This window comes from Aquabacterium humicola (genome assembly GCF_030167915.1).
Classification (GTDB): domain Bacteria; phylum Pseudomonadota; class Gammaproteobacteria; order Burkholderiales; family Burkholderiaceae_C; genus Pseudaquabacterium; species Pseudaquabacterium humicola.
Genome location: NZ_JARGNB010000016.1, coordinates 1 through 26,518, shown reverse-complemented (window position 1 = coordinate 26,518; position 26,518 = coordinate 1). Strand labels below are relative to the sequence as shown.

Here is a 26,518-nt window from a genome sequence, read left to right as displayed (position 1 = left end):
ACATCGATCCGAAGCCGTTCATCTGGACGGCACGCGCAACCGACATCCTGGCAAAGGTGACGCGTGCGAAAGCCGCGCTTGTCGCTACCGCCGGATAAGTGCAGAACAGAGTGGCGCACTGCACTAGCGAAGGGAAGGCATTTCGAAACGATGACCGAGCGACACTCTTTCCAGGGCCGCCGCGTGCGCCCGGCGGCGATCGGTTGGCTCCGATCATTCGCAGTACCTTCGGAGCTTCGCTGATGAAACGGCAACCCGCACGTTTGCTGCAGCCGGCCTGCGCCTTTGTCGCCGAGGAACTTTCCCGGTTCCAGCTTGTTGAGGTCGAGACGCTGCGCCGATTCCGCGAGTCATCCTTGCGTTTCGCCCAAACCCTGGAGGGCCTCGGCTCGGAAGCAGAGTTGCTTCGACAGGACGTGCTCGAACTTGCGATGCTGATCGCGCCAGATCCTGTGTCTGCCGATGTCGCGACGGCCACCGTAGCCAGGGCGCGCGCGCGAGACGTCGGCAAGGCCCGCGGCCAGCGCCGCTGAGAGAGGCGGCGCGCGAGACCTGACAACGCCACTCAAGCCGTGGATCACCCCTCCGTCACGCCCTTGAGCGCCCTGCTGTTGTGGCTCTTTGCTATCGCCGTGGCGTACGTGATCTATTGGCTGGTCGATGAACCGGGCCACGACGACGAGGAATCAGAGCTTGAGTCCCGTTCATCTGACGCAACGCCTCTGCGTTTCAGCTGCCACAGCTGCGGCGCCCTGCTGCCGGAAGCGTTCCGCACTATGCGGCTGCGCTCCGCCCCCTACTGCGACGCCTGCGTCACACCGACTGGCGAACTGAAGCCGTACAACGCCGTGCTGTCAGCAACGGCATCGCTGCTCAAGGGAAAGGGCCGCAGCGCAAGGCAGGCCGAGGAAGCTGCTCGTCTATACCTGCGCCGAATGCCCGCGTGGTCGAGACGCGAATCAACACAGCACCCCTCCGCCCGTAGCTCAAGGGACAGAGCGCCGGCCTCCTAAGCCGGAGGTTGCCCGTTCGAGTCGGGCCGGGCGGACCAGTTGTTCCTGGCACCCCACGCATGCCGACCGAGAACGCGATCCTGGTCAAGCTTTACAACAAGCTGTCGGAAGAGATCCGGGATGGTTAAGGGCGGACATCCACCATCCCGACGACCGTTCGCCCGCAGGCGGGCTGCCGCCCGGCCGGTCGTGCCAGTGATCCTCCCTCTCTATCGACCTGCGACCGGTCTTTCGCCGCCACGTCGGTCCTAGCTGACGTGGCAGCCCTTTCGTGGCCTAGTTCCCTGCGGCATCGGGCGTGCAAGCAGCCCAACGGGAGCCCACCAGCGTTTCGATCAAAAGCGGGGCAACTCGATCAGCCGGTGCCCGCCCTGGCGCTCCTCGACCAACTTGGCCCGACCGTCGGCATCGCGCTCGACCAGCACGGCGCCGCCAGAGACGCGCTGCCCGCTGCCCACGCGCGGCCAGAACTCGACCGTCTTGCCGGCCTCGATGTGCGCGACAATCTCTTCGAGCGTGGCTTGCCGGGCGGCACCGGTCGGTACACGGCCGCCGGTAACCTCCTGCCACCGAACAACGCCGACCCGGCCATCGAGGCCAAGTCGGATGTGCGTGATGCCGCGGATCGTCTTCATGCTGGTCCGATTGGTCGCTGCGATGCAGCATAACCGTAGCCGAAGCGCCCTGCACCCACGCTGCGATCCCTGCGCCCCAACCCGCGCCCGCGAGTCAAGCTACGCAGCTCGTCAACGCGACGGCGAGCGGCCCGCAGCGCTTGCCCCAGGGCGTCGTCAGCGTCCGGCTGCAGGGTACTCGCCGTCGACGCGCCGCTGGCGCTCCTGCCCCGGCGCCCGGAGCGTCCCTGGCCGCTCGTCCCAGGCCGAGGCGTACGGCTGAGATACCGAATGTTGCCCCGCCGCAGTGATCGTGGCGGGCTCTTCTGCTTCAGCAACCGGACCACTGGAGAACCCCTATCCGTCCGAGCGAAATAGTGCGGCGACCCGCGATCAGAGCGCGGCTATCTTGGGCGTCAACGAGAACAGGGAGACGCCATGCTGCCCGACCACCTGATCCGGGTTGTTGACGAGATCGCGCGGTCGGTCGCCGCCGGTGAGTTCTGGTGGGAGGTTGGCATCATGACCGCGCGCGGATGTCACCGGGTGTCAATGACGTTCGCCGCTCCGCCGTTGGTCGTCCGGACCTTCCTCCTCGCATACACAGCGACGTATCAGGCCTCGGTGTCGCTCGGCGAGGCGTTCAATCGCGCCATCGTTGACGCGCTGCACGACAAGGTCATGGCGGCGTGCGCCGGCATCGCAGAGCCCGCGACCGTCGAGCTATCTCTGGCCGGTGAGCAGGCGAAGGTCTGGGTGTCGGATGCCGAGATTGAGCGGGACGCATCGACGGCAACGACGATCGAGATCAAGGGGGCGTGGATCAACGACCTGACCGGCGAGACTTGGATCAACCCGGGAAAGATCAGTCGCGGCAAGATCCTGTCGCGCGACGGTTGGGTGTGAGGCGCCGCGGGTTTCGGCGTCCGACATCGGGTGACGTGTCCCCAGCGATTGCCACCCCGATCAGTTCACGATACCGGTCCAGGAACTGCCTCCGTGCGACCAGAGGCGGCTCCGGGCGGATGCGCCAAGGCAACGGTTCGATGTCCGCAATGGACGTCCACTCCCAGCCTTCAGATGACTGCAAGAGGTCGCGGCGCTCGGTGGCCAGCATGACAAGGTCGGCATCCTGCACCGCCGCAGGCACTGTAGCTGGCAGGCCGAAGCGCTCGAATACCGCGGATTGGACGTGCCGCTCGACCGCCTGATACTCGGGCAGCAGCTGCTTCAGCGGTCTCGCCAGGTCGCCGATGAAGGCTCGCGACGCATCGTGCAGCAGCCCGGCGAGCGCGAATGCAGGTGGCACGATAGTGCTCACCAGCACCGAATGCTGCGCGACGCTGTAGAAGTCTCGCGTGTGGCCGGTGAAGCGGCAGATGTGCGACAACGCGTGCGCGATGTCCGTTGTTGTGAAGACACTCGCTCCGGGCATCAGGAAGTCGAAGCGGATCCCGGCTAGCGTCTGGTCGTCCGTTGCGGTGTTCATGCTGGTGTTCTCCATGGCAGCATGTCCGGACGGTGCCGAAGCTGTTTAGGCGTAGTCACCCTCGGCGCGGGCGTCCAACCCTAGAAGCTGCGGCAGGTAGCTCGTACGCCCGGCCGCTGCTCAGCAGCGCCTGGATGATTCGGGCGTTCTTGTTCGCAACCGCAACTGCCGCGCGGTTGTAGCCGCGGCGGGCAATCAACTCTTGCAGCCACCGGCTCTGGGCGTCGGTCTTGCCGACAACGTATCGCTGAACGGCCCTGGCGCCGTGGATCAGAAGGGATCGCAAGTAGGTGTCGCCGCGCTTGCTGATTCCGTACAGCTTGGACTGCCTCCGGAGGAATACTGTCGTGGCACGAGTCCGAGCCAAGCAGCAAGGTGGCGACCGTTCTTGAACTCGCTGGCGTCGCCAACCGCAGCGACGATCGCTGTTGCGGTCAAGGGGCCGACTCCGTCAATGGCACTGATCCTCTGGCCATGAACTTCTTGACTGGCGTCACAACCGTCGATCCGCTCCTCGACAGTTCGAAGGTGCTCGAGAAGCTCGACAACCAGACCCCTGCAGTACCGAGAAAACTACTCTTACCGCGGCACTGACGCCGCGGCAGCAAACTTCCAATGCGCTCCTTCTAGCTCCATATTGACGCGTCCAGACGGCGCGCCAACGACCCGCCCACCGCTCGGTCCGGATGGTGTAGTGCGCCCCTCCTGTCGCGCGAGGCTCAGGGTCGCGTCCTAGCCTGCTCAAGTCGCTGCGCAACACCCGCTGGTGCGTTCCAGCCGCCGTCGCGGATGTCCTGGATCGTCAACGGCGAAGCGAGGTAGAGCCCTGGATGCACAAGACGAACGCCAGCCGATCAGCCACCCGCACAACAAGACGGCCAGCCACAACTCGTCTTCGACATTGACGCTCGCTCACTTGGCGAGCCGCAAGGTCGGACCAAAGGCCAGCCCCACTGAAGACGACTCGAGCGTCGCGAGGTTCGACGTCATGCAGCAACTTCCGCAGTAGCTGAGCTCGACAAGTTGAGACGAAGCCAGCGCTGGCGCGCCCTTCCGGGGGTTTTCGATCCTCCTCGCCGGGCCTGTGCCGCTCACGCTGCCACTTGTCATGCAGCCCCCTGCCATAGTCCTCCACGAGCTTGCCGACCGGCGTCCGAACGTCCGGATCGTCCAGCACCCCGAATGCCCCGCGCCTCGCGCTGCAATCTGTTCTTCTCGAACGCGGTCTCGCCTACCGCCCTCAGGGTTCCAATCTCCTTGTAGCGAGGCTACGGTCCCGTAGGTTGCAGGATCGACAGACGAGCGCGTCGACGATCGGCAAGCCTTCGGCGTCCAGCGTGCAAGGCGCTACGGCGCCACACCCGCCGGGCCCCGGGACGAACCAGGGGCTGCGCCAAGCAACGCCTCCCTGACCGCACGAACCAGCGCGGTACGACGCACCGACCGCCGCAGGTCCATCGAGATCTCGAGCAGCACTCCAGCGCCCGTGCGGCCGCGATTGCAGACATGCTTCGGATCCGAGCCCGACAGCCGCGCGGGCGCGTCCTCGACGGTCAGGCCGGCGGCTACGAGGCGCTCGGCCATGGCAGCCCGCAGCGCGAGGTCCCGGCCACTCAGCAGCACGACCTCCCCGGGACTCCCGAGCCCATGAACGGAAACGACGCGGTCGCAGGCCTGCAGCATCTGCAGGCAGCCGGGCTCGTCGAACCGGTCACCGCGAAGCCGCAGGGCCGTGAAGTTGCCCGCCCTGAGCAGTCCCTCGAACAGGTAAAGCCCGAACTCTGAGCCGGCGATTGCCCGCGCGATGTCGGAGGTGTGGGCCTGGATGCCCCCTCCATGCGGCGCGAGCACGGCCGTCGAGGACTCCGGACGCGGGACCTGGACGATCCGGTAGTCCTTGTCCGCCTCGTAGTCCGCCGCAAGGTCCGCGAACGAGGCAAGGTCCTTTGCAAGTCTGCGAGGCATCCGTCATTGTGCGCGCGGCCCGAGGGCTGCTCCGCGAGGACGACCACTACCTGCCTCGAAGGGAATGTCCTACTGAGGGGCCGAGATCTCCAATCGTCCCGGCTGCTCGCGCAGGGCCAGGCCGTGCACCGCGGCCACGGCTCGCGCGAACGCCAGGTTGTCGCCGGTACGGAATTGCCCGCTGACACGTCGCGCGCCGGCCGAAGGATCGCCGACCAGCACGATCTGCGTTCGGCTGTAGCGGTTCATCTCCTCGACGGCCTCGCTGAGCGACACGTCGTCGAAGACCGCCTCGCTCCGGCGCCATGCCAGCAGCTGGTCGGCACGCGGCCGGTCACGGACGACCTTCGGAGCGCCGCCGGCCTTCACCAGCGTCAGGCGCTCGCCGGGTTCCATGGCGACCGGGGAGGCCGGCGCCACGCGCTCGTGGCCCTGCGCGATCGTACGCACGGTGACCCTGCCCTCGAGGAGCGTGACCGCGAGCGAGTCGCGCTCCGCGCTGGAGGTCTCGGCGACGCGGACCGAGAAGCTGGTGCCCAGGGCGATGATCTCGCTCCCCCCTGCCCTGACCACGAACGGCCGCCGCGCATCCTTGGCAACCTCGAACAGCACCTCGCCCCCGTCCTCGACGCTTACCACGCGACTGCTGCTGCCCAGGTCCACCCGGACGCGGCTCGCCGTGTTGAGCGACATGCGCGTCCCGTCGCCGAGCAGGACGACCCGCTGCTCGCCGACACCCGTTGCATAGACGCCGGCGGAGCGCCAGTGCTGCACGAGCACGGCCACGCCGCTGCCGAGCACGAAGACCCCCAGCGCCAGGCCCGCGGCCAGGCGGCGATGCGCCCGCCACCCCACGGCCTGGCTAGAAACCGAAGGCCCCGAGCCGGCCGAGTAGGCAGCGGACAGCGAGATGCGCGGGATGTCCTGCCAGGTCTCCGTGCAGCGCTCGAAAGCCAGCCGGTGGGCGGCCGAGCGGGCTTGCCAGGCCAGGCACTCCCGCTCCATATCGCGCGAACGGCTCGGCCCGTGGAGCCGGGCCACCCAGACCGCAGCCTCCGCGGCCACCTCTGGAGTCACGAGGGGTGGAAGACCGGACTCCTGGTCCGATGCAGTGGACGCCGCCTGACGACTCACGGCTACCAACCTTCCATCCAACTGGTGATCATCAGTGTAGCTTTCGCCACGTGCTTTTCCACCGCGCTGATGCTCAGCCGATGCTGCCTCGCGATCTCCTGGTAGCTGAGGCCGTCGATCCGGTGCGCCAGGAAGATGTCACGCGTCCGATCGCTCAGCCGGCCCAGCCCCACGCTGAGGCGCGCGATCCGCTCCCGCCCCAGCATGATCGCCTCGGCAGTGGGCGCCGCATCGACCAGCTCGACCTCGTCGATCACCAACTCCTCGCCACGGGAGGCCCGCGCCCGGTAGGCATCGATGGAGAGGTTCAGCGCGGCGCGCATGAGAAACGCCTCGGGCTGCACCACGTCCCGCTCCTTCTCGTAGCAGGCCAGGCGCACCCACGCCTCCTGCACGAGGTCGTCGGCCTCGTCGGACGTGCGGCCCCGTCGCATCAGCGCGGACCTGACCCGCGCGAACGCCGCTTTCCAATCGATCATCGGATCCCCCTGGTGCCGCCCGCGTCAGTTCAGGTCTGCGCAGCCGTTGCACCACCCACGGTAGCCATGCGCCGGCCAACAATCAAGGAGGAACGATGCGACACCTCCCGGCAGACCACCCCCGCCGACCGCACGAGACCGTTCTCCAGCACCTGCTCCACGAACGACAGCGCCTCGCCCACGCCACCGAAGCACCCATGGCGCCGAACCGAACGAACCAGGCGTTCGTGCAGGTCCTGCGCAAGCGCGTCGCTGCGAAGGACGAGGTCCGCAACCCGAGGGCCACGAACACAAGCGGCATCGAGACCACCAAGGCCCTCGAGCACCCGCGACATGGACTCCGCGAACGCACGAGAAGCCGGCGCAAGCGCCAGCTCGCCCGCCAGCGCCCGAGCAGAGTCGAGGCCCGCAACACTCCGCAGCAGCGCCCGGATCGTGGCAAGGCGCCTCTGATCCGCAGGCCTCGCGCCAACCGCAGCCTCGCGCAGCAAGCGCTGCACTGACGGCAACGCAACAGCACCCAGCGCCGAGCCAAGCGCCCGGGCATCCACCACGAACCCGGCCTGTTCCAGCCCGGCCCGGCGCAGATCGCCGAGCATCGCGTCGTGGTCAGGACGACCCGAGGAAGCCGAAGACCACACACCGCACACCTCGTGCTCGCCATCCGCGGCGCAGCCGAGGACCCAATCAACCCGCCGCGAGGGGCGCCCCTGCGTTCCTTGCACGTCGACCTCGCAGCTGGCGAGTATGACGCTGACGTAGCTGCGGCAGATCGGTTTGCGCTGGTACACGCGAGCCGAATCGATCCCTGGTTTACCGTTCACTGCACTCTCCTTACGGGCGGCGAAGCCCTTGCCAAGAGACCCGGCATGCAAGGCAGACTTTGCTGTCACGGTGACGTCAAGCTCCGCTTTTCCTAGGCGGGCGACGCTGGTGGCGTCTTTCGGACTTTCGGCCGCGTTGCAAGCCTGAACCCAAGTCGACATGCCAAAGGGCGATGTCACGATTAGTGGGTTCACGTTCAGTGGACGCTACCACACGATGTAGGGTCGATGAAGCCCCTGCGTGTCCTCTTTGGCAATCGCGTTCGCGAGTTGCGACTGGCCGCGGGTCTTAAGCAGGATGAGTTCGCGGAAAAGTGTGGATTCGCGCGCTCATACATGTCTCGCGTGGAGACCGGTGGGGCAAATCCCTCACTGGATGCCATTCAGACTATCGCGACTGCGCTTCGCGTCCCCGTCAAGGACCTCTTCTAGCGAGGGCGACCGTCGATGGGTGTGCAGCGGAGAAGGGCCTGACATAAGAGCCGCCGTTCTCACAAGCGGCGGGCGCGATGTACAAGCCTTCTACAAGCGAAATCAGGGATCAGCCGGCCACTTGGACGGAGCAGGCCTATTGGGCCACGTGACTATCCATCCGCGCGTACGCTTCCGCCCGCCAAACGGTGATGCGCTCCGACAACTTCACCGGCAGCGGAAACGTCCTTGCACGAACGCGCCGCCAAAGCGTGGGCTTGGAGATGGAACAAGGGACAGGACCTGCGGTTGACGCAGGGATCCTGCTAGGGGAGGTACCGAGCCGTTAACCTCAGCGCCAGGAAGCGCTTCGAGGTCGGTCTGGTCTGCGCGGGACATGAGAGCAACCGCGCGTCAGCCGAATTGCGTCATGACCACCTTCAAGCGAACGCGCCCGGTCAGACTTGCGCAGCACGCGTGGGATCGCACAGCACGGTCGATCGCTGCGCGCGTCCCAGGGCGCAGCGAGCGTGAAGGTCTCAGCAAACGAAACGAACCAGTCCGCCGTGCCGGGACGGCGGCCTTGAGGCCAGGCAGGTGACGACCGCTACGCCCGCGGCAGCGAACTCAGATGCCGCGGAATGCCCAAGCTACGAGAACGACGCCCGCCGACGAACGCCCCAGTTGCGATGCCCGCTCAACGAGCGCCTTCGCTGGCACGTTGAGCGTTGATCTCCACCTCGGTTTGGGGCGAAAGACTTCCACCATCCAGACCTTCGACCACGAACGCAGCGTCCGGTACAACTTCGGACTCTGGCGCAAGAGCGTCTGTCTCCGCGAAGCCCGAGAGTTCGATCGCCGGGTCGAGGTCAACCATGTCCCCAGCCACGCGCTCGACGGACGCATCGCCGCTCTGACGCCTCTGCCGCGCGTCAAGCTCGTTCATTCGCCGCCTGAGGATCGTGGCCTGGCTCCGGGCGCCGTTCGCGATCTCGCGCACCTGGCGCTTCAGCTTGGCCCGCTCAATGTCGACCTCCTGCGTCGAGATCACCTCATGGATCTCGAGCGTCTGCAGCAGCGGCATCAGCTGGTCCAGCTTGCCCAATACCTCCAGGAACCGGCGACCGGTCGATGACAGGACATGCACGTCCAGGTCGAGCGGCACGGTATCGTAGGACGCCGCGCTCGTGATGCCATGCACCTTGAATAGCGCCTCGGCGCCGTCGATGGCCTTGTTGAAGGCCGCCGCGGCCGCGTCGATCCTCAGGCGAAGCTGGCCTTCGATCTTCGCGATCTCATCGTGGTCCAGCCGCGTTCGCCCGATGACGGAGATGAAGTGCGTGTTCAGCTGCAACGTGTTGAACGTCCTGACGAACAGGCGCTTGCCCTCCGCACTGGTGAAGCGGGTTCGGATCTTCAGGCTCGCGGCCTCCACGCGCCTGAAGTCCACCTTGGCCTCGCGCGCAAGGATCCGGGCGTTGACCGCCCCTTCGTCGACCTTCACGATCTCGAGGTTCGACATCGTCCTGTCCTCCAGGCGCCGGTGACCGGCGACATCACGCCAGGATCGTCGGCTTGCCCGGATGCGATCTCCACCCGAAAGCCGTCAAACATCCAGCCGCTTTCGGCTCCAGACCTACAGCAGGCGTCCCGGACGATTGATCCTGCGCAGGATCGCGCTTACTCTCAAGTGACGCAGCAGCTGGCCCTGCACCAAGATCGGCGAGCATCGGAGACGACCGGGTAAGCGCGGCAGTGAAGCTGCCCCGCCCGTTCGAAGCGAAGCGTCAGAGCGAACCCGTCTCTGATCGGCGCGACAAGCAATCGCACACCGAGCCTTTGGGGCAAGGGGCCGGGACGTGAGCAGGCGCAGCACCTGCAAACCCCTTCCACCCCCTTTCCTCCAAGGCTTTCCCGATCGGTCGCTGGCACCGATCAACGCGCATACGCGCCTGTTGCCAGCCTTGAAGCAAGTCCGCCGCCGTTCGGTCGGTGGTCTATCGAAGTCACCCGCTGGGGCACGTCCGCCCCAGCCGGGGCGCGCATGGCCTCCGCATTTCAGGAGTTCATGCATGGACACCACATCGACCCCACGACAAAGGGCCGGCGCCCTTCCGACGAGGGCTGAATGGAAGAAGTTGCGCCGGATGGAGCGGTCCAGGCGGACCGGCAATCCCACCTTGGAAGACCTGGACCTCCAGGCCGAGCCGATTCACTGGAGCGAGGACGACATCGTCCAGTTGCACTGGCGCCTCCTCCAGGAGGTTCGCCAGCTGGCGAATCCGGCCGCACCGCTCGAAGAGAAGCTGGACACCCTTCGCTGGATGTTCACCGAGCCTGAGAAGGACGCCCTGCCCTTCTCGTTCGCCAGCTGCGTGCGCGTCGTCGGATGCAGCCCCTTGTCCCCCATCGCCTACTGCGGGCTGGTAGACGCCGGCGAGATCCGCAGCCACGTGCGGCATCACGTCGGCCGATGGCTTGCCGAGACCGTCGCGCGATACCCGGAATGGGTGCGCCGCGCCGTCGCGGCGAACCCCGTGTGGGTCGAGGACCAGTTGGCCCGCAACCCTCAGTGGATCAACGAGCAGGTGCGGCAGGGAACCGTCCAGGGCGATCTCTTCCTCTGACGGCCGGGCCGAGGGGCAGCGCCCCTCGGCCGAGCAACCACAGCAAGGAGACCAGGATGCATGTTCATCTCCCCGCCGATCCTCGGGTCCCCGCCATCCCGGCGATCACGTTCTGCGCCACCCCAGGAGGACGCCATGCAGTCCGGTGAGTACGCCGCGCGCATCGACGCGGTCAAGCAACGAGCGCACGGCCGCTGGACGGAGCTGCTGGCAGCAGCCGGCGTCGACCCAGCCATCCTGCAGCATCGCAACGGACCCTGTCCGCTCTGCGGCGGGACCGACCGCTTCCAGTACACCGACAAGTTCGGCGAAGGCAACTACCACTGTCGACAGTGCGGTGCCGGCGGCGGCTTCAAGCTGCTGCAGGCCGTGAAGGGCGAGGACTTCCATGCCGCGCTGCTCGAGATCGAGCGCTGCCTGGGTATCCTGCCGCCGGCGGCTCCGCTGTCCCGGCCGTCGGCCGCGCCGGCGGATCGGATGAAGCGGCTGGTCCAGCGCATCTGGGATGAAGCGCGCCCGCTCTCGACCGGCGACGAGGTCGACCAGTACCTGCGCGGACGAGGTCTCGCCCTGCAAGCGTACCCGGGCGTGCTGCGCTTCCATCCATGCCTCGGCTACTTCGAGAAGGACGCGGATGGCAAGTCGAAGCAGGTCGCGGAGTACCCGGCGATGCTGGCCTGCGTGCAAGGCCCGGACGGCCAGGCCGTGACGCTGCACCGCACCTATCTGCAGCACGCCAGGAAGCTGCAGGCGCCCGATGCCAAGAAGCTCCTTTCCACCGGCATCCACGGTTCGGCGGTGCGCCTCTTCGAGGCCGGAGAAGAACTCGCGATCTGCGAAGGCATTGAAACGGCCCTGGCCGTCCACCTCGCGACTCGCAAGGCGGTGTGGGCAGCCCTCAACGCAGGCAACCTGGAGAAGATCAGCATCCCGGCGTCCGTTCGCCGCGTCTGCATCTACGCCGACAACGACTCGAACGGCGTCTTCGCGGGGCAGTACTACGCGTACGCGCTGGCGCGCAGGTTGAAGCGCGAGGAGAGCCCGGGCCCGCGCCGCCAGGTGCACGTGTTCATCCCGCGGCAGCCGGGAAGCGACTGGGCCGACGTTTGGGGCCGGCGAGCGGATTCCGCAGCCCACGAACAAGGACAGCAGTCGGAGCAGGAGCCTCGGAGCTCCGAGGGTTGAGTGAACGCAGGCGCCACGCAGTGGCTGCCTGCGTCGCCTCCAGCGGCCTCGGCTTCCCTCTCGGGAGCCGAAGCCGGTAATGCTTCAGGATCACCCGACTGGCAGCTGCCAAGCCAGGCGCCGCATGCGGCGCAAAGGCAGCCCGAGAAGCTCGCGCGACCCTGTCGCGCCTAGTGGATCACGTGACCGCCGACACCGGCCGCGCGACCAGTTCAAGACCCGGCGGGGACCGACGATTCCCCACGGGGAATCCGTCCGTCCACGCATCCTGTACCACCCAGACGCATTGGAGACTCTCATGAAAACCGGACGGACCCTGATCAGCCTCGCGCAGGAGCTGGAGCGCCAGCTTCCGCTCAAGAAGGACTTGATCGTCCCTTCCCAGCTGATGCAACACAGCACCGAGCACGGCGGCCAGACCCACATGGTCGTCGACGAGGGCGGCGCCACGGTGCGCTACGCCGTCACCGCGCTGGCGCGACGCCAGCTTGCCGACAAGCTGAAGATTCCCTTCGCTTACTTCGAGCGGATGCGCGAAGAACAGCCGCTGCTTCTCGACCGCAACGTGAACACCTGGCTGCAGGACGACAAAGAGAAGCGCATGCTGCGCACCCTGGACGGCCAGGTGCGCGCGTTCCTGTCGGACCGGTTCCGCCGCCTCGACAACTACGACCTGGCCGGACACGTGCTGCCGATCCTGCAGCAGCTCGACGGCATCAGGTTCGAGTCGCTGGAGCTGACCGAGACCCGCATGTACATGAAGTGCGTGACGGACCGGATCACCTTCGAGATGGCGCCTGGCGATGTCGTCCAGGCGGGGGTCGTGATCTCGAACTCCGAGGTCGGGCAGGGCACGCTGTCGGTGCAGCCCTTGCTGTTCCGGCTCGTCTGCCGCAACGGACTGATCGCGGCCGACTGCACGCTGCGCAAGACGCACGTCGGGCGGCCGCTGGCGACCGAGGACGAAGGCGTGCAGGTGTACCAGGAGGACACCCTCAAGGCAGACGACGAGGCCTTCTTCCTGAAGGTCCGCGACGTCGTACAGGCCGCCGTGTCGGAAGCCACGTTCCGCATGACGGCTCAGAAGATGCAGCGAACCCTGGGTATCCCGCTCGCGGGCGACCCGGCCCGGACGGTGCAGGTGCTCGCGCAGCGCTATGCCCTCAACGAGGGCGAACGCGCCGGCGTCCTTCGGAACCTCATCGAAGGCGCCCAGCTCTCAGCCTACGGGCTGGTCAACGCCGTGACGCACTTCAGCCAGGAGGTGGACGACTATGACCGCGCCACCGAGCTCGAAGCGTTGGGCGGCAAGCTGATCGAGCTCGCCACGAGCGACTGGAAGGCTTTCGCCGAAGCTTCCTGAGATGTACTGAGGCGCAGACGACGGCAAGCCCGTCGTCTGCCGCCCATTCGATAGGAGGCTCGTCCAGCCGACGCGAGGTGCGTGCGGCCAGACCTCACCAATCACCCGGTCACGCTCCCCCTTGCGAGTGGAACTGACGCGGCACCTTGGCGACTGCTGCTCCGACCTGTTGCTGCAGTGGCCAACGAACCAATATGCTGCCGCTAACACTGGTGATGAGCGCCCGCGAGCGCAACGCACCCTACCACTTCCGCACATGCGGTCTACCTGAGGCGCACTCATGGAACAGGCACAGCTCTCCGACGTGCAGCTGGCGAACCTCACGCTGCTGCTCACCATCCGGGACGCCATCCAGCAGGACCAGGTCGCCGCGTGTGCGCGGTTCGGCCTGACCAGGGAGCAGGCTGAGCGACTGATCGCAATGTGCGTCCAGCACGTGATGGCCGTCGTCGCGAACGTCGGCAACGTCAGCCTGTTTCCACCGCGCCGCGACCTGGTATCCCTCCTCGAGCGTCCGCTCCCGCTGTCGGGGCCGCTCGCCGTCGTCCAGGCACCCGTACCCTTGACCGCCTAGGCGGCCATGGAATCACGAGTCGATCGGCAGCTGCGCGCACTGCGCCTGGCCAAGGCCTGCGCGGCCCACGGTGCACGGGTGCGCACGATCTGCCACCTGACCGGCATGCCGCCGCGCGAGGTCCTGCGGCTCTTCTTCGAGGACAGGAGCGCCGTTCCTCGCGGCCGGCCGCCCGACTCCCCGGAGTGGTACCACACGGCCAACCTGCTCTACCGCGCGGATGCGTCCATCGTGATGTCGATGTACGGCCGCCTGCGAGCCGCAGGCTTCGGCGGAGGTGACAGCCTCGTGGGCGCCTACGGCCAGTACAACTGCATCAGCCATGGGTCTCGCCGGATCAGCTTCGATAGGGCATTCGACCTGGCGTCCCATACCGAAGGCATCTGGCTGACCAGGGCGAAGAGCTTCTCGCTCGTAGCCTGCCCCTCATGCCGAAGCGAATTCCTCGCGAGCTATGGAACCATCGCATCATCGAACGACCCGTGTCCCTTCTGCAAGCTGGTCGAGCGCTTCCGGACCGACCCTCGCGTGCAGGCCTCCTACCCGGTGCGTCCGCTCGTGGTCCCGTCACCGAGGCAGCTCGGACTGATGGCACTCCTCGGTGCCGGCCGAGTGGAGCGACAAGCCCAGGCAGCCGAAGGCTGACCGCGCGGCGAGGTCGAAACCCCCGCAAGTCCGAGCCCCTTCCCGCGCCATCCACAAGGCACGGCGCGTCACCATGGCGAAGCACTGCCAGCGCTCGCCATGGCGTCCGCCCACCTACCGACCACCACTCCGCTTGCCGGGATTCGCAGATCGTCCGCCGCGGAGGCGCTCTCTACCTGCGAAGACCTGATATCCCGCATACGACTGTGCTTCGGGATTTCCCGCGAGATGTTCGAGGCGCAGGTCCAGCCGCTGCTGCTGCGCTACGCAGCGTATGTGCACCTCCTGCCGGCATCGGCCGACAGCTACCACTGCGCGCCGGGCGGCTTGCTGCGGCTCGGGCTGGAGGTCGCCTTCTTCAGCCTGCAAGGCACGGATGCGCACATCTTCTCCGGGCGTTCCACGATCTCGATGCGACGACACCTCGAACCGCGTTGGCGCCTCGGGACGTTCATCGGAGGCCTGTGCAGCGAGTTGCATCGTCCGCTGGGCCATCTGACCGCCACGGACGCCTCAGGCACCATCTGGCCCGCCTGCATCGAGCCGCTGAGCCAGTGGCTCGATTCAAGGGCCGACGACCGCTACTTCGTCCACTGGCATCGCCACCTCGCCTGCGAGTCGCGCGGCCTCGGCCTCTTCGCCATGCCGATGGTCGTTCCGCCGGCGACCCTGCAGTTTCTTGCCGAGGACAACTCGGTCATCGTGCCGCACCTCCTCGCCTCCATCAGCGGAGTGCCGCTATGCCGCGAACACAACGTCCTCGACCACCTGGTCCGCCGGGCCTCGGCCCTCGTGATCGATCGCGACCTGAAGGCACGTTCCGACAGCGACGGAACGCCCAGGTTCGGGCCGCACGTCGTGCGCCACCTGGTCGACGCGATGCGCTGGAAGATGACCAACGACTCGGCCTGGGCGCCCAACCGCGACAAGTCCCGCGTCTGGCTGGGCAACGAAGGTCTCTTCCTCGTCTGGCCGCAGGCTGCTTCGGACGTTCAGCGCCTGCTTGAGGCAGACGAACTTGCCGGCATACCAAAGTCGACGGAAACCATCCTCGAGCTCCTGCAAGAGGCCGGTGTCACCGTGCCTCAGGACGACGGCACGAGGACCTGGACGATCCTCCCCCCGGACGCCAAGTCCCCGCTCCTGGCAGCCAAGGTCTCGCGGCCCGGCGTCCTCCTCGACGACGCGTGCGTCGAGCCCCTCACCGTACCGCTCGTACGTCGCACCGACGAGCCACAGCAACGACCCTCGCCCGCGCGCATGCCGCCCGCGCCAGCTGTGGCGGCGCCGGGTACGCAGTATTCGTTGATCGACCCCGTTCCATGCGAACAACCGCAATCACCATCAATCGCCGAGGACGCGTCCGCAGCACCCGAGCCTGGGCCTGAGCCGCCACGGGCGGCCTCGGGTGCCGAGAGCACCTCGGCCAAGGGACATCACGACGACGAGGCAGGAGCCCTCGGCGTACCGCGCCAAATCACCTTCAACGCCCCCATGCGCCTCAACCCGGCCGTGCGCGCGACGATGGCCTCCATCGTCGCAACGCTCAACGATCCGAGCGTCAGCCCCGCGGCGGTTGTGATCCCCGACGGGCTCTTCGTGCCTCTGCATGAACTTGAACAGCGCGGCGTGCAGGCGCCCACCGCGGTCCGGGCACTGAACGACGCCGGCCTCCTCCGGCTCCCGGTCACCCGCTCCATCGACATCGGCGGCCGGCCCGTCGTCGGCCTGGTGCTGGCGCCGGCCAGCGTCTCTGGCCTCCCGGCAGCGGCGCTCCTTCCTTTCGAGCACACAGAGCCTTGACATGCTCATGCGCCGATATGAGATGCCCTGGCGCCCCGCGCATGAAGCGCGCGCTGCAGCCGTCTGGCTGCTGTCCACGGTCTTCTATGGCGTCGCCGGTGCCCTCGGCCACGTCCCTCGGCAGCTTGCCTTGGCACTGGCCATCGCCTGCCTGGCAATGGGCATCCTCCGACTGGTACAGGGGCTGCGCGTCCTCGTGCTTCGCGCGTCACTGTCCGGCCAGGCAATCGAGGTCGTCCGGACTGACGCCATCGCGCGATGCTGCGCGGACCCCAACCAGGTCTTTCTCGGGTTCGGCTTCGAGTGGAAGCCCGTGCATTCGCAACGCCTCTACGAGCTCGCGAAGGTGGACTACCGGGAATTCCTGGTCTCCCCACGCCTGCTGCGGCTTCTGGGCTACCCGGCTCGGCCGCAGCCCGACGAGGAGATCGGCCTGCCCTACATCCACGGCGTCGAGCCGCGGGAGGTGCCGCTGCACCGTCCGCTCCAGAACTTCGAGGGTGGCACGCTGCTGGTGGGAACGACGCAGTCGGGCAAGGGCGTTGCGCTCGCGAACCTCGTGACCCAGGCCATCCGTCGAGGCGACGTCGTCGTCGTGATCGACCCCAAGAACAGCCGACGGCTCAAGCGCATCGTCGAGCGAGCGTGCGAGGACTGGCGCGATCCCGGCACCTTCCTGGACTTCCATCCCGCGTTCCCCGAGACAGGCGTCCGCCTCGACTTCACGTTCAACTGGCAGAAACCCACCGAGATCGCCTCCCGCATCCAGTCGATCATGCCCGCCGACACGGCAGGAGCCTTCTCCGCGTTCGGCTGGGATGCGGTCAACGTGGTCGTCCAGGGGCTGGTCGAACTGGAGGAGCGACCGAACCTCGCCAAGCTCACCAAGTACATCGAGGGCGGCATCGAGCCCGTGCTCGAGGCATCGCTGCGCAGGTTCTACGAACGAACACTCGGCGTGGGCTGGCGCGATGCACCCGAGATGAAGCGACTTCTGCACGAGGCCCAGCGCGGCAACTTGAAGCGCCCGTCGGAGGCGTCCAGCACCGACCTGCTCGCCTTCGTCGCCTTCTACGAGCATCACTTGCCACAGCCGCAACGCACCAAGGTGCTGGACGCGCAGGTCCGGACCTTCAGGCACAACCGCGAGCACTACCAGAAGATCACCGCGAACCTGCTGCCCGTGCTGTCCATGCTCACCTCGGGCGACCTCGGCAGGAGCCTCTCTCCCGATCCGTTCGACGCCGACGACACGCGGCCGATCATGAACTTCGAGAAGATCGAGCGAGCCGGACACGTGCTCTACATGTGCCTCGACTCGCTCCCCGATCCCTCGGTGGCGACAGCGATCGGCGCTCTCGCCCTGGCCGACCTCGCCGCGCGCGCGGGCATGCGCTACAACCTCGGCATCCATCGTCGCATCGCGCTCTTTGTCGACGAGGTGTCCAACGTCATCAACCAGCCGCTGATCGAGATCCTCAACAAGGGCGCGGAAGGCGGCATCTACACGACCTGCGCCATGCAGACACTCTCGGACATGGCCAGGCGGCTCGGCAGCGAGGATGCCGCCCGCATGGCGCTCGGTAACCTCAACAACCTGATCGCGCTCCGGTCCAAGGACCGCCCGACCCAGGACTTCATCGTCGAGACCTTCGGCAAGACGGCGATCCACTCATTGAGGTTCGGCCATGGCACTGGCACGGACACCCACCTCGGAGACTTCTCGGCCAGCCAGTCCGCCTCGCTGACCGAGACCTTCGAGGAGATGGTGCCGGCCGATATCCTGGGCAAGCTGCCGAACCTGCAGTACTTCGCCTCCGTGTCCGGTGGCCGCATCATCAAGGGCAGGTTCCCCATCCTCGATCCGGAGCGTCCAGCGTCCAGGTCCGAGAGCGCGCGGATGCATGCGCACAGACCATCGTGATCAGGATCGTAGCCATCGCCTGCCTCCTCGGCCTGCTGGGCATGGTGCTGTACTTGCCGGCCGCATACCCAGCCGAACACTTCCTTCTGCAGATGAAGATGGAGCACAGCACTCTTGCACGGCTGCTCGGAGACTCGGCCGCGTCGGACGTCCTGTCGCGATCGATGAGCTTGCACGCTTCAAGCGGCGTCCCTTCCCTGCCAAAGGCACCGGGTGTGCCGACAGACCCCAACTCCGTGCCCGGCGCCGTTGCCAATGAGATGGCATCTCTCAATCGAAGGCTGTTCGGCAACGCCTACTTCCGCTCCGTAGAGGCGCTCGCGGCGCTCGCGGCGTTCCGGCTGTCCACGATCCTCGAGTGGCTCCCCTGGCTCTCGGCCTTCGGGGTCGCGGCGCTTGTCGACGGACGGATCGAGGCGATCGTGGTGGCCAGGGAGTTTGCACGCCACGATCCGGAGCTCTTCTCGGTGTTCGTGATCTCCGCCTTCATGACGATCGCGGTCATGGCCTGCACCATCGTCCTGCCCCACTCACTTCACCCGAGCTTTCTGCCTCTGGCACTCGCCGGGGTCCTTACCTTGGTGGCGAGGTCGCTCGCCCACTTTCGGCGTGGTGGCTGACCAGACGCCGAAAGCACGCTGCCAGGCCAGAACCGCTGCCGCCGGCAACTGCGAGGCCGCCTGACAGCGTGCCAGCCCAGCGGATCCGGAAGGAACTAGGATCGCGAACGTGGACTCCGCCTCCCAAGCGTTCTACGCCCACAACGCCCGAGACATCGCCGAACGATACGAGGCAGGCGCAAGTTCGATCGCACGTCACTTCTCCCATGCCTTCGCTCCTGGAAGCCGCGTCCTCGACGTCGGTGCAGGATCCGGCCGTGACCTGGCGCAGCTCCACCGCTCCGGCTTCGACGCGTTTGGGGTAGAGCCCGTGACGGAGCTTCGCGAGGGAGCGATTCGCCATCATCCGGAATTGCTTGGTCGTCTCGAAGCTGGCGCCCTGCCCCTGGACCGACCGTTCGACGGGTCGTTGTTCGATGGCGTCGTGTGCAGCGCCGTGCTGATGCATGTCCCCGAGGCTGAGCTCTTCGACGCTGCGCTGTCCCTGAAGCGGACGCTGCAGGTGCACGGACGTCTGCTGATGTCGCTGCCAGCCGTTCGCGACGACGTCGGTGACAAGCACCGTGACGGACACGGTCGTCTCTTCATGCCGTACCGGGCGGAGTTCCTGCAGTTGCTCTTCGAGCGCCTGGGTTTCCAGATGATCGGCCGCTGGGACGACGAGGATGCGCTTGGCCGTGGTGGGGTGCGCTGGTTCACGCTGCTGTTCGAACTTCGGGCAGGAGGCCCGGCGCGGGCGGTGGACCAGATCGAAGGCATCCTGAACCGGGATCGCAAGGTCGCGACCTACAAGCTCGCCCTCTTCCGCGCCTTCGCTGAACTGGCCATGCAGGAGCCGCGCTGCGCCACCTGGCGCCCTGATGGTTCGGTAGGCATCCCGGTCAGGCGACTGGCCGAGAAGTGGCTGGGCTACTACTGGCCGATCTTCGCGGCGCCCGTTTTCATCCCGCAGATGCAGTCCGAGACGTCTACCGGGACGGGGGTTGCCTTTCGCCGGCCGATGCTGGCCCTCATGGAGCCATACCGCAATGCCGGGCCGCACGGCGGCCTGTCGATCTGGACGCTGGGCCTGCAGGCTGGCCGCCTCTCCGGCCCGGTGCAACGGCTCCACCTGCGAGCACTGAGCGCCATCGCCACCGCTATCTGCAATGGTCCGGTCGTGCACTCAGGCGGCTCCCTGGACGGCGGTGCGGTATTCAGCCATGACAGGAGCCGTCGAGAGGTCGTGATGTCGGCGGAGCTCTGGCGAGAGCTGAGCCTCCTGGGGCACTGGATTGCCGACGCGGTGGTGGTCCGCTGGGCAAGCCTTAGCGAGCGATTCGGCTATCGCGACGGCGTCCAGGCAGGAACGGTTCTACCGCTCCTCCTCGCCAAGGCCGAAGCCGAGCGGGCGACCCTGGTGGCTCGCCAGATCTACCGGAACCACGCGGTTGATCGGTGCACATGGACCGATCGCCGGCTTGACGAAGGCTTCGCTGTCGACCATGTCATCCCCTTCGCGCTCTGGGGCTGCAACGACCTCTGGAACCTCATGCCGGTGACAGCGGCGGCGAACAATCAGAAGTCCGACAAGCTTCCCGACGCAGATCTGCTGCGAGCACGGAGAGACCAGATCGTTGGCTACTGGACGCTGCTCCGCGACGGCGCACCAGAGGCCTTCGATCGCGAAGCGGAGCGACTGATCGGTCGCCGGCTGGCGGGGCCTGTCAACTGGGTGGATGACCTGTTCTCAACCGTCCGCGAAGCCATCGAAGTCACGGCACTGCAGAGGGGCGTGGCCCGATGGTCACCGCTCAGGTCGATGGCCGCCGGGAGACTGCCGGCATGAACGGACTCGAACTGGACCAGCAGCTACGCTCGGCGGCCTTCCGGCACGTCGCCCAGCAACAGCAACTCAACGGCTACCTGAGCTCCGACGCGCTGGCCGCCGGATTTCTGTTCGACGGGCAGCGGATACCCCTGGTCAACCCGCAGCGCGGCATCTTCAAACCTCGGCAGATGCAACGCTTGCTCTCGATCCGCACCGTCTTTCCAAAGACCGGCAATCGGGTCTGGTACGACGATCAACGAGTCGTCCATCGCCAGATCTTCGAGGGCACCGACGGAGTCGACTACGCGTTCATGGGCGACAACCCGAACTCGGCTGACAACCGGTGGTTGCGCGAGGCATTCGAGGACCAAACGCCCATCATCTACTTCTTGGGAACCTCACCCGGTCGGTACCAGGCGCTTGTGCCGACCTACGTCATCGGATGGGACGGCAACGCCCTCCGCGCCCAGCTGACCTTCGGCGTTCAAGGTGACCAGCAGGGCGTACCACAGGCCGCAGAGCGCCGGTACGCGATGCGAACGGTTCAGCAGCGCCTGCATCAGGCGTCCTTCCGTGACGCCGTTATCGCGGCATACGACGGCCGCTGCGCACTCTCAGGCCTGCCGGAGCCTATGCTGCTCGATGCGGCCCACATCGTCGCCGACCGGGACCAGGATCTGGGGCACCCGATCGTGCCCAACGGCATTCCGCTGTCCAAGATCCACCATGCCGCGTTCGACGCACACCTTCTGGGCATCGACCCAGGCTTCAAGGTTCATGTCGCCGGCCGGTTGCTAAGTCAACGCGACGGGCCGATGCTCGAGGCATTGAAGCGCCTGCATGGCTCGCAGCTCCACCCGCCCGGGAGAGCGCGAGATCAACCCGATCGCGACAGGCTCGCCGTCCGGTTCGCGCAGTTCCTTGCGACTGCATGAGCCTCGCTCCAAGTCGGCAGCTCGAAGACCCGCTTCAGACTCTGCCTGCGGTCGTTTGGTGTCCAGTACTCGAGCGACAGCTCTTCTGTTGAGCGGTCACCCCCTATGCGCGTCTTCTGGGTATCTGGTGGGTTCAGGTCGGTCTGAAACGCGTGCTTGCCCAGTTTACTTGTTGACCGCGATAGCAGTCGAAACGAGCGGACTCACGCACAGGTCGAACCAACCAGTCCGCCGGCCCCGTCAATGCCCCGGTCTCTCGCGTACAAACCGCGAAACGCACTCAACGCAACTCGCCCCTACATCACGATGTTTCCGCTCGAATAGCCTCTGTCAACTAGCTTGAGCCGTCGCCGCAGATTTGGCACTTCGCCGCTCTCGCGATGGTGTTGCGCCGGACTGTGCCCTCCGCGAACGAAAAGGCAAGGCGCGTCGGAGGGGTATCAGCACCAGCGAAGCCTGTTGCGAGGCGCATGATCTCGATCACAGCAGCCCCTGCCACGCTTGTGTTAAAGGAGATCACACTCGGCTGGGGTGCGTCGACGCCCTCGAGATAGCCCGCCGCGATGTCGCGCTTCCGATCGTCGGCGCTCAAATTTTCTTCCCGCATGCGATGCGGATCGAGATGGCCCCAGCATGCGAGGCAAGGCCTCCCGGGACCTACGACGACGACTCTTCCTGCGTCGCCTGTGATGCGACCATCGTCACCTGCGCGGAATGCAACGCCGAGATCGACCAGCGGCACGCAGTGTCTGTAGGCGAGCCTGTTCAGAAAGGCCCGCGGCGTGAGCTTGTCGACGCAACTCACGAGGATGTCGCACGAGGCGAGAAGCGGCTCGTGTTTGGCTGAGATGGGTTCCGGAAGTGCGGCCACGACCTCGCTGAAGCCCAGGCTGCGTGCGTAGCGCGCGGCCACTTCCACCTTCGGCGCGCCGACATCAGCGCGTGCCGCGCCAACGATGCGGGAGAGGTTCGACGCTTCAACCACATCACCGTCGATGAGAACAAGACCGCCGACACCCAGGTGCGCCAACTGCATCGCCACAACCGATCCAGTCCCTCCCAGGCCAATTACGCCGATCCGTAGGCGGCGCAGCCGGGCTTGACCTTCGCGCCCGAGCGCTAGTTCCTGCCGCGCAAACCACGGTTCGCTCGGCTGAGTGGTGGCGGCGGGCATCTCGAGCGTGCGACCGACGATGCTAAGCTCGACCTCGCGTGCCGATCCGTCGTCGGCGAAGGCACGCCCGACAACGGCACCGCTCGAGGCGAGCACGAGGGAGCCGTGAGGCGCGCCCGGCACTTGGTTCCGTAGCGACGGCATGAGCCGGGCGTCGCCGGCGTCGTCGGCGGCCGAAAACCAGGCTGCATGCGCGCCCGGATGCGTGTGGATAGTGAAGATGCCGAGATTTTCGTCTCGAGCACGCTTCGTCATCCTGTTTAGCGCGACGGGATCGATCGAGAGCTGATCGACGCGTCGGATGCGATACGCCTCGTCGGGAACCACTTCGATGTGCCGAACGGCAGCCACCGGCCCGTCGATCCCGAAGTGCGACCCCAGCAGGATCGCTGCGCTCTCGACGTCCTGACGTATCAGGAGTTCTGACCTCAACGCGGTCCACTGGCGTTCACTCATGCGCAGCTTCATGACTCTCTCCCTGGTGTCAGTTGCGCTTCTCGAGACGAGCCCGCACGCAGCGCAGGTAGTCGCGGAGCGTGCTCACCCCCGGCACCCAGGCTCCAGCCGCCAAGTGCCACGAGAACTGCTGCCAGGTTTTCCCCAGCATCCCGGCCACCGAAGCACCTTGCGGGACACCGCCCGCGGCCGTGCTGACTGGCGGGTGAAGCCAGAACATGTCGGGCGCGGCGTCCGGGAATCCCGGCGGCAGCTTAATCAGGAGCGTCGCGCGCTCGGGATTGAACGCGTCGTTGAGACGGAAGTCGGCGAATGTGAGCCAAGTCCACCCATCGGCCTGACGATCGGCCGAGCAGCCCTCGATGTCAACGAACTCGTCGCGGGCGAGCGTATGTCCGTAGTTGGCCGGCGGGGAGCTGTGAAATCGCTGGCCCGTGTGCAGCGTCACGTTCGTCTGGTCCGTGATCACCTCGTCCTCCCCCGGCCGGTCCAGGAAGAGGACGTCACCAGCCGGGATGCCCGCGCGCGCTTTGATCGTGCTGCCCGTCTGTTCCCGCTCGAGGAACAGGTACGGGCGGCGATTGATGAAGACGAGGGCGACGCGCTCGCGGTGCTCGCTGATGAGGAAGTGGTCGTCGCCGCTGAGCTTGAGTTCGGCGTCGTTCTTGATCTCCTCGGCCTGGCCGTCGGCGCGCACGCGCTCGAGCGCGTAGCTACCCGGCAGCTGCGTGAGCACCTTCAACGTGTCCGCCGTGAGCACGGGCGCATGGACGACGTGCTCCTCGCCGTTGATGGTGAGACGAAAGTGGGTAGCGATCTTCGACATGGCGTTCTCCTTGAGAGAGGTACGGGGAGGCCCCCGCTGGCAGGACGAAGCTTCTTCCTGCCGAGAACGAATGTCAGTTGCGGCGCGGTAGTCGACGCCCGCGCTGATTACGGAGTCCGGACTACCGGCAGACTACTGGCCGGCGACCGGCGAGCTACTGGGTACCCGTGAGTTCTGAGGCGGATGGACGTAAGCCGAGCAGTTCAGCAAGTAGCCGCCGCCCTGGCTCGGGAAGATGTCGGGTGCGTTCGCGGGCCAGGGCATTCCAGCGTCCTGATAGCTCGCCTTTACTGCCCTGAGGAACGCAGCCTTAGCTTGTCTGGCCGTGGCGTCGTCTGGGCGACTGGGCGAGAGCTTGTCGTTCAGAAGGTTCTTCGGCACGACCTGGCCACGTCCGCGCGCGACGAGCACCGCGAAGTCGAATGGCTGCTTCGCGAGCGAGGGAAGTTCCTGGTCGCCGAACCATGCTCGTCCTGTCGTCGTGTCGAGGACGAGCTCTTCCGAACACCACAGCCTTACCGGCACCTCGTGCTGAAGACCGAGTTGGCTCACGACACGAGGGAGAACATCTGTGAAGGCGGAGGCGAACGGATCGACCCTCACGATAGGCGTGATGTCGGGCCGACAAGTGCAATCTTGAGGCACGACGAGAACCGGCCGAGTGCCGCCGGCGTGTTGCTTCATGACAAGCGCGGCTTCAGCCGGCGGCAGTCGGGTCGCGAGCATGACGTTGACCTGTGCTGAGCCCAACGTCCTCTGTCCCACCTGCCAAAGCCAACTCTCGACCGCACGCACCGGTCCGCTCAGCCCCGCCGCGCGCGCGATGGCTTGTGCGACTACCGCCCAGTTGAGCTCGTAGCCCGAGTAGTCTGTCGCCGTAAGCGTCCGCAGCGTAGGTGGCTCGAGGCTGACGCCGAGCCGCTGACCATCCGGAAGTTGCTCGACGGCCAGCTCCGGCGTTCCAGGCGGCGCGTCGGGGTTCGCAACGCCGTCGAGGATGACGGCGCGCAATGTGCCGCTTCCCACAGACGCGTCGCACCGCGAGCCGAGACGTTGCCTCCATAGGCCAAGGTGATGACGGTATGGGAAGAGCGACCACGTATCGAGCGCTGCGAAAGAACCCGGCGCAGATCCACGGATGCCGACCTCACTGAGCAGGCGGCGTATCACTTCGTCACGGAAGCCAGAGCCGCTGATCTCGATGCGGTTGGGCGCCCGCAGCACAACATCCGCGCGCGGAGGATCGCCTACGAAGTAGATTTTGAGCTTCGCCTCAGTGACGTGGCCTTCGCTGAGACGTGCACCTAGGTCGTCCAAGACGTCGAAACAGTCTCGGCCGTAAACCGCCAAGCGATCGCGGCCACCGCGCTGCCAGCGAAGCTCCGTGACATGCACACGCAAGATGTCCGGAGGAAGGCGCGCGAACAGCTCGGCTCCCTGCTCTTGAAGCGGCCGCAAGTTGCAAACACTACTATCCGAAAAAAAGGTCTCGTCGCCCGCGAGCATGCTGCCCAGTAGCCTTTTGTAGATCTCCCTCAGGCGCGGCGCCCGGGTTGCTATGCTGATGCGCCCCGTCGCCGGCTCGTAGCGAATGTGGTCCGACACCGCAGGCCTGAAATCGAGAGCGGAGCGGTGACCGTCACGGATCTCGACAACGCGCTTCATCGGATCACCGCGGACCACCTCACAGAAATAGACGTCCTCGCGGGCGTAGATGAAGACTTCAACCGCCTCATGCTTCTTGTTCGCCTTGCTCCAGGCGATGACCGCATCCTCGAGCTTTCTCCGATCGAGCGTCGCGGTTAGCGGACGAGAGCCAACATACTCAAACGAAGATCGCGGCCGCGAAACTTGTTCTGCAACGACGCCGGCAAGCAAGAGAATGCGAGCTAGATGCTCCCCGCCTTGATGCCTGCTCCGCACCCATAGGTCGGCCGCCAACGCGCGTGACGGGACTTCGTCCGACAGTTCGAGCTCGATGTTTTGGTCCTTGGCAGCCTGCACAATCAGCTCACGGCCATCATCGGTGCCGAGTTGGTGTATGCACCTGAGCGCGTCTTGAAGAGCAGGGCCTGGCTCCTTCTCGTGCAGAGATCTCCAGAAAGCACCGACGTCAAAGGGACCGCGCTTGAGGCGCCCGCTCTCGCCGGTCAGATTCAGGAGCTCTTCCCACGCCGCGGGAGGAAGCTCCATCCAGGTCGTCGGATCCAGATCGAGAGGTAGCATGCGCTCGCCCTTGCGTTCAGTTCCCGGCGGCAGATCAGCTCTTGCCAAATCTGCCACTTCTCCGGCTAGGTGCAACTCTAGCGGCAGTCCCCCATCCTGACGAGATGATGTCCTGCCCGATTTCCTTGGGTGAGGAGGTTGGATCTCGGCGAACAAGCGGAAGCAGAAAGAGAACCTTCCTGGCTGCGCCCATCCCAGCGATAGACTTTGTGCCCAGTGACGGAGGACGAAACTTGAACGGTAGCCTTGCTGACCGGATGAAGCCAAGGAAGAAGCACGCTGTACGCGAGTTGGTCCGTAAGCTCCCCCGCTGAGGGGACAGTTTGAAAATGGAGACTTCCGCATCTTCGAGGAAGAGCGATGAGGAAGTCCAGGTTCACGGAAGCGCAGATCTTGGCGGTCTTGCGCGAAGGCGAGGCAG

The 26,518-nt window shown here is 66.1% G+C and carries 23 protein-coding genes, 1 tRNA gene and 1 pseudogene; 14 read left to right on the top strand and 11 right to left on the bottom strand.

Annotated features, from left to right (window positions below; translation table 11 throughout):
* The first annotated feature begins 242 nt into the window (after window positions 1-242).
* Both P1K89_RS32365 and P1K89_RS32360 read left to right on the top strand, forming a co-directional pair.
* Window positions 243-533, top strand: coding sequence for a hypothetical protein (locus P1K89_RS32365; protein WP_284620666.1), 291 nt, complete (start codon window positions 243-245; stop codon window positions 531-533).
* Window positions 534-975: 442 nt separating this feature from the next.
* Window positions 976-1,051 (top strand) — tRNA-Arg (locus P1K89_RS32360).
* A gap of 297 nt (window positions 1,052-1,348) precedes the next feature.
* On the opposite strand, the gene P1K89_RS32355 is transcribed toward P1K89_RS32360, so the two are convergent.
* Complete coding sequence (locus tag P1K89_RS32355; RefSeq protein ID WP_284620665.1) at window positions 1,349-1,648, bottom strand: hypothetical protein; 300 nt, start codon at window positions 1,646-1,648, stop codon at window positions 1,349-1,351.
* A 417-nt stretch (window positions 1,649-2,065) separates the two neighbouring features.
* On the opposite strand from P1K89_RS32355, the gene P1K89_RS32350 reads away from it, so the two are divergent.
* Window positions 2,066-2,533 carry a hypothetical protein gene (locus tag P1K89_RS32350; RefSeq protein WP_284620664.1) on the top strand — a complete coding sequence of 156 codons (468 nt, stop codon included), beginning with the start codon at window positions 2,066-2,068 and terminating at the stop codon, window positions 2,531-2,533.
* Here P1K89_RS32350 and P1K89_RS32345 read toward each other — a convergent pair.
* From P1K89_RS32345 to P1K89_RS32320, 6 genes and pseudogenes are all read right to left on the bottom strand, one after another.
* Window positions 2,493-3,131 carry an HD domain-containing protein gene (locus P1K89_RS32345; protein ID WP_284620663.1) on the bottom strand — a complete coding sequence of 213 codons (639 nt, stop codon included), beginning with the start codon at window positions 3,129-3,131 and terminating at the stop codon, window positions 2,493-2,495. The two genes, P1K89_RS32350 and P1K89_RS32345, sit on opposite strands and share 41 nt — an antisense overlap.
* 40 nt (window positions 3,132-3,171) lie before the next feature.
* A pseudogene (locus P1K89_RS32340) lies at window positions 3,172-3,674 on the bottom strand (IS110 family RNA-guided transposase); the annotation flags it as partial.
* A gap of 789 nt (window positions 3,675-4,463) precedes the next feature.
* Window positions 4,464-5,081, bottom strand: coding sequence for a poly-gamma-glutamate hydrolase family protein (locus P1K89_RS32335; protein ID WP_284620662.1), 618 nt, complete (start codon window positions 5,079-5,081; stop codon window positions 4,464-4,466).
* A gap of 69 nt (window positions 5,082-5,150) precedes the next feature.
* Complete coding sequence (locus P1K89_RS32330; RefSeq protein ID WP_284620661.1) at window positions 5,151-6,146, bottom strand: FecR family protein; 996 nt, start codon at window positions 6,144-6,146, stop codon at window positions 5,151-5,153.
* Between the two features lie 71 nt (window positions 6,147-6,217).
* Complete coding sequence (locus P1K89_RS32325; protein ID WP_284620660.1) at window positions 6,218-6,694, bottom strand: RNA polymerase sigma factor; 477 nt, start codon at window positions 6,692-6,694, stop codon at window positions 6,218-6,220.
* A 29-nt stretch (window positions 6,695-6,723) separates the two neighbouring features.
* Window positions 6,724-7,698 (bottom strand): hypothetical protein, encoded by a 975-nt coding sequence (locus P1K89_RS32320; RefSeq protein WP_284620659.1) that lies wholly within the window; start codon window positions 7,696-7,698, stop codon window positions 6,724-6,726.
* Between the two features lie 48 nt (window positions 7,699-7,746).
* On the opposite strand from P1K89_RS32320, the gene P1K89_RS32315 reads away from it, so the two are divergent.
* Window positions 7,747-7,950, top strand: coding sequence for a helix-turn-helix domain-containing protein (locus tag P1K89_RS32315; RefSeq protein ID WP_284620658.1), 204 nt, complete (start codon window positions 7,747-7,749; stop codon window positions 7,948-7,950).
* A 676-nt stretch (window positions 7,951-8,626) separates the two neighbouring features.
* Here P1K89_RS32315 and P1K89_RS32310 read toward each other — a convergent pair.
* Complete coding sequence (locus P1K89_RS32310) at window positions 8,627-9,451, bottom strand: DUF1845 domain-containing protein (protein ID WP_284620657.1); 825 nt, start codon at window positions 9,449-9,451, stop codon at window positions 8,627-8,629.
* Between the two features lie 550 nt (window positions 9,452-10,001).
* On the opposite strand from P1K89_RS32310, the gene P1K89_RS32305 reads away from it, so the two are divergent.
* The 10 genes from P1K89_RS32305 (at window position 10,002) to P1K89_RS32260 (ending at window position 21,415) form a co-directional block, all read left to right on the top strand.
* Entirely contained in the window at window positions 10,002-10,556 is a 555-nt protein-coding gene (locus P1K89_RS32305) for a hypothetical protein (protein ID WP_284620656.1), read from the top strand.
* Between the two features lie 135 nt (window positions 10,557-10,691).
* Entirely contained in the window at window positions 10,692-11,741 is a 1,050-nt protein-coding gene (locus P1K89_RS32300) for a DUF7146 domain-containing protein (RefSeq protein WP_284620655.1), read from the top strand.
* A 298-nt stretch (window positions 11,742-12,039) separates the two neighbouring features.
* On the top strand, window positions 12,040-13,104 hold the full coding sequence (locus P1K89_RS32295) for a DUF932 domain-containing protein (RefSeq protein ID WP_284620654.1): 1,065 nt from the start codon (window positions 12,040-12,042) through the stop codon (window positions 13,102-13,104).
* Between the two features lie 280 nt (window positions 13,105-13,384).
* On the top strand, window positions 13,385-13,678 hold the full coding sequence (locus P1K89_RS32290) for a flagellar transcriptional regulator FlhD (protein ID WP_284620653.1): 294 nt from the start codon (window positions 13,385-13,387) through the stop codon (window positions 13,676-13,678).
* Between the two features lie 6 nt (window positions 13,679-13,684).
* Window positions 13,685-14,323, top strand: coding sequence for a FlhC family transcriptional regulator (locus P1K89_RS32285; RefSeq protein ID WP_284620652.1), 639 nt, complete (start codon window positions 13,685-13,687; stop codon window positions 14,321-14,323).
* Between the two features lie 99 nt (window positions 14,324-14,422).
* Window positions 14,423-16,126: a MobH family relaxase gene (mobH, locus tag P1K89_RS32280; RefSeq protein ID WP_284620651.1), complete on the top strand. Its 1,704-nt coding sequence runs from the start codon at window positions 14,423-14,425 to the stop codon at window positions 16,124-16,126.
* A gap of 1 nt (window position 16,127) precedes the next feature.
* A complete protein-coding gene (gene traD, locus P1K89_RS32275) occupies window positions 16,128-18,050 on the top strand; it encodes a conjugative transfer system coupling protein TraD (RefSeq protein ID WP_284620650.1) in 1,923 nt (640 codons plus the stop codon).
* Window positions 18,047-18,670 carry an IncC plasmid conjugative DNA transfer DtrJ family protein gene (locus P1K89_RS32270; protein ID WP_284620649.1) on the top strand — a complete coding sequence of 208 codons (624 nt, stop codon included), beginning with the start codon at window positions 18,047-18,049 and terminating at the stop codon, window positions 18,668-18,670. Before traD ends, P1K89_RS32270 begins: the two co-directional genes overlap by 4 nt.
* A 109-nt stretch (window positions 18,671-18,779) precedes the next feature.
* Complete coding sequence (locus P1K89_RS32265; protein ID WP_284620648.1) at window positions 18,780-20,498, top strand: DUF8808 domain-containing protein; 1,719 nt, start codon at window positions 18,780-18,782, stop codon at window positions 20,496-20,498.
* Window positions 20,495-21,415: an HNH endonuclease gene (locus P1K89_RS32260; protein WP_284620647.1), complete on the top strand. Its 921-nt coding sequence runs from the start codon at window positions 20,495-20,497 to the stop codon at window positions 21,413-21,415. Before P1K89_RS32265 ends, P1K89_RS32260 begins: the two co-directional genes overlap by 4 nt.
* A gap of 334 nt (window positions 21,416-21,749) precedes the next feature.
* Here P1K89_RS32260 and P1K89_RS32255 read toward each other — a convergent pair whose 3' ends face one another.
* The 3 genes from P1K89_RS32255 to P1K89_RS32245 all read right to left on the bottom strand — a co-directional run bounded on the left by P1K89_RS32255 (window position 21,750) and on the right by P1K89_RS32245 (window position 26,097).
* Entirely contained in the window at window positions 21,750-23,057 is a 1,308-nt protein-coding gene (locus P1K89_RS32255; RefSeq protein WP_284620646.1) for a ThiF family adenylyltransferase, read from the bottom strand.
* A 16-nt stretch (window positions 23,058-23,073) separates the two neighbouring features.
* Window positions 23,074-23,871, bottom strand: coding sequence for an E2/UBC family protein (locus P1K89_RS32250; protein ID WP_284620645.1), 798 nt, complete (start codon window positions 23,869-23,871; stop codon window positions 23,074-23,076).
* Window positions 23,872-24,003: 132 nt separating this feature from the next.
* On the bottom strand, window positions 24,004-26,097 hold the full coding sequence (locus tag P1K89_RS32245) for a hypothetical protein (RefSeq protein WP_284620644.1): 2,094 nt from the start codon (window positions 26,095-26,097) through the stop codon (window positions 24,004-24,006).
* Window positions 26,098-26,518 lie beyond the last annotated feature (421 nt).

What these genes read in the sequence shown, in the direction of transcription:
- P1K89_RS32365 (WP_284620666.1), top strand. Translation starts at nt 243, where the DNA reads ATGAAACGGCAACCCGCACGTTTGCTGCAGCCGGCCTGCGCCTTTGTC.
- P1K89_RS32355 (WP_284620665.1), bottom strand. Translation starts at nt 1,648, where the DNA reads ATGAAGACGATCCGCGGCATCACGCACATCCGACTTGGCCTCGATGGC.
- P1K89_RS32350 (WP_284620664.1), top strand. Translation starts at nt 2,066, where the DNA reads ATGCTGCCCGACCACCTGATCCGGGTTGTTGACGAGATCGCGCGGTCG.
- P1K89_RS32345 (WP_284620663.1), bottom strand. Translation starts at nt 3,131, where the DNA reads ATGGAGAACACCAGCATGAACACCGCAACGGACGACCAGACGCTAGCC.
- P1K89_RS32335 (WP_284620662.1), bottom strand. Translation starts at nt 5,081, where the DNA reads ATGCCTCGCAGACTTGCAAAGGACCTTGCCTCGTTCGCGGACCTTGCG.
- P1K89_RS32325 (WP_284620660.1), bottom strand. Translation starts at nt 6,694, where the DNA reads ATGATCGATTGGAAAGCGGCGTTCGCGCGGGTCAGGTCCGCGCTGATG.
- P1K89_RS32315 (WP_284620658.1), top strand. Translation starts at nt 7,747, where the DNA reads ATGAAGCCCCTGCGTGTCCTCTTTGGCAATCGCGTTCGCGAGTTGCGA.
- P1K89_RS32310 (WP_284620657.1), bottom strand. Translation starts at nt 9,451, where the DNA reads ATGTCGAACCTCGAGATCGTGAAGGTCGACGAAGGGGCGGTCAACGCC.
- P1K89_RS32305 (WP_284620656.1), top strand. Translation starts at nt 10,002, where the DNA reads ATGGACACCACATCGACCCCACGACAAAGGGCCGGCGCCCTTCCGACG.
- P1K89_RS32300 (WP_284620655.1), top strand. Translation starts at nt 10,692, where the DNA reads ATGCAGTCCGGTGAGTACGCCGCGCGCATCGACGCGGTCAAGCAACGA.
- P1K89_RS32295 (WP_284620654.1), top strand. Translation starts at nt 12,040, where the DNA reads ATGAAAACCGGACGGACCCTGATCAGCCTCGCGCAGGAGCTGGAGCGC.
- P1K89_RS32290 (WP_284620653.1), top strand. Translation starts at nt 13,385, where the DNA reads ATGGAACAGGCACAGCTCTCCGACGTGCAGCTGGCGAACCTCACGCTG.
- P1K89_RS32285 (WP_284620652.1), top strand. Translation starts at nt 13,685, where the DNA reads ATGGAATCACGAGTCGATCGGCAGCTGCGCGCACTGCGCCTGGCCAAG.
- mobH (WP_284620651.1), top strand. Translation starts at nt 14,423, where the DNA reads ATGGCGTCCGCCCACCTACCGACCACCACTCCGCTTGCCGGGATTCGC.
- traD (WP_284620650.1), top strand. Translation starts at nt 16,128, where the DNA reads ATGCTCATGCGCCGATATGAGATGCCCTGGCGCCCCGCGCATGAAGCG.
- P1K89_RS32260 (WP_284620647.1), top strand. Translation starts at nt 20,495, where the DNA reads ATGAACGGACTCGAACTGGACCAGCAGCTACGCTCGGCGGCCTTCCGG.
- P1K89_RS32255 (WP_284620646.1), bottom strand. Translation starts at nt 23,057, where the DNA reads ATGAAGCTGCGCATGAGTGAACGCCAGTGGACCGCGTTGAGGTCAGAA.
- P1K89_RS32250 (WP_284620645.1), bottom strand. Translation starts at nt 23,871, where the DNA reads ATGTCGAAGATCGCTACCCACTTTCGTCTCACCATCAACGGCGAGGAG.
- P1K89_RS32245 (WP_284620644.1), bottom strand. Translation starts at nt 26,097, where the DNA reads ATGCTACCTCTCGATCTGGATCCGACGACCTGGATGGAGCTTCCTCCC.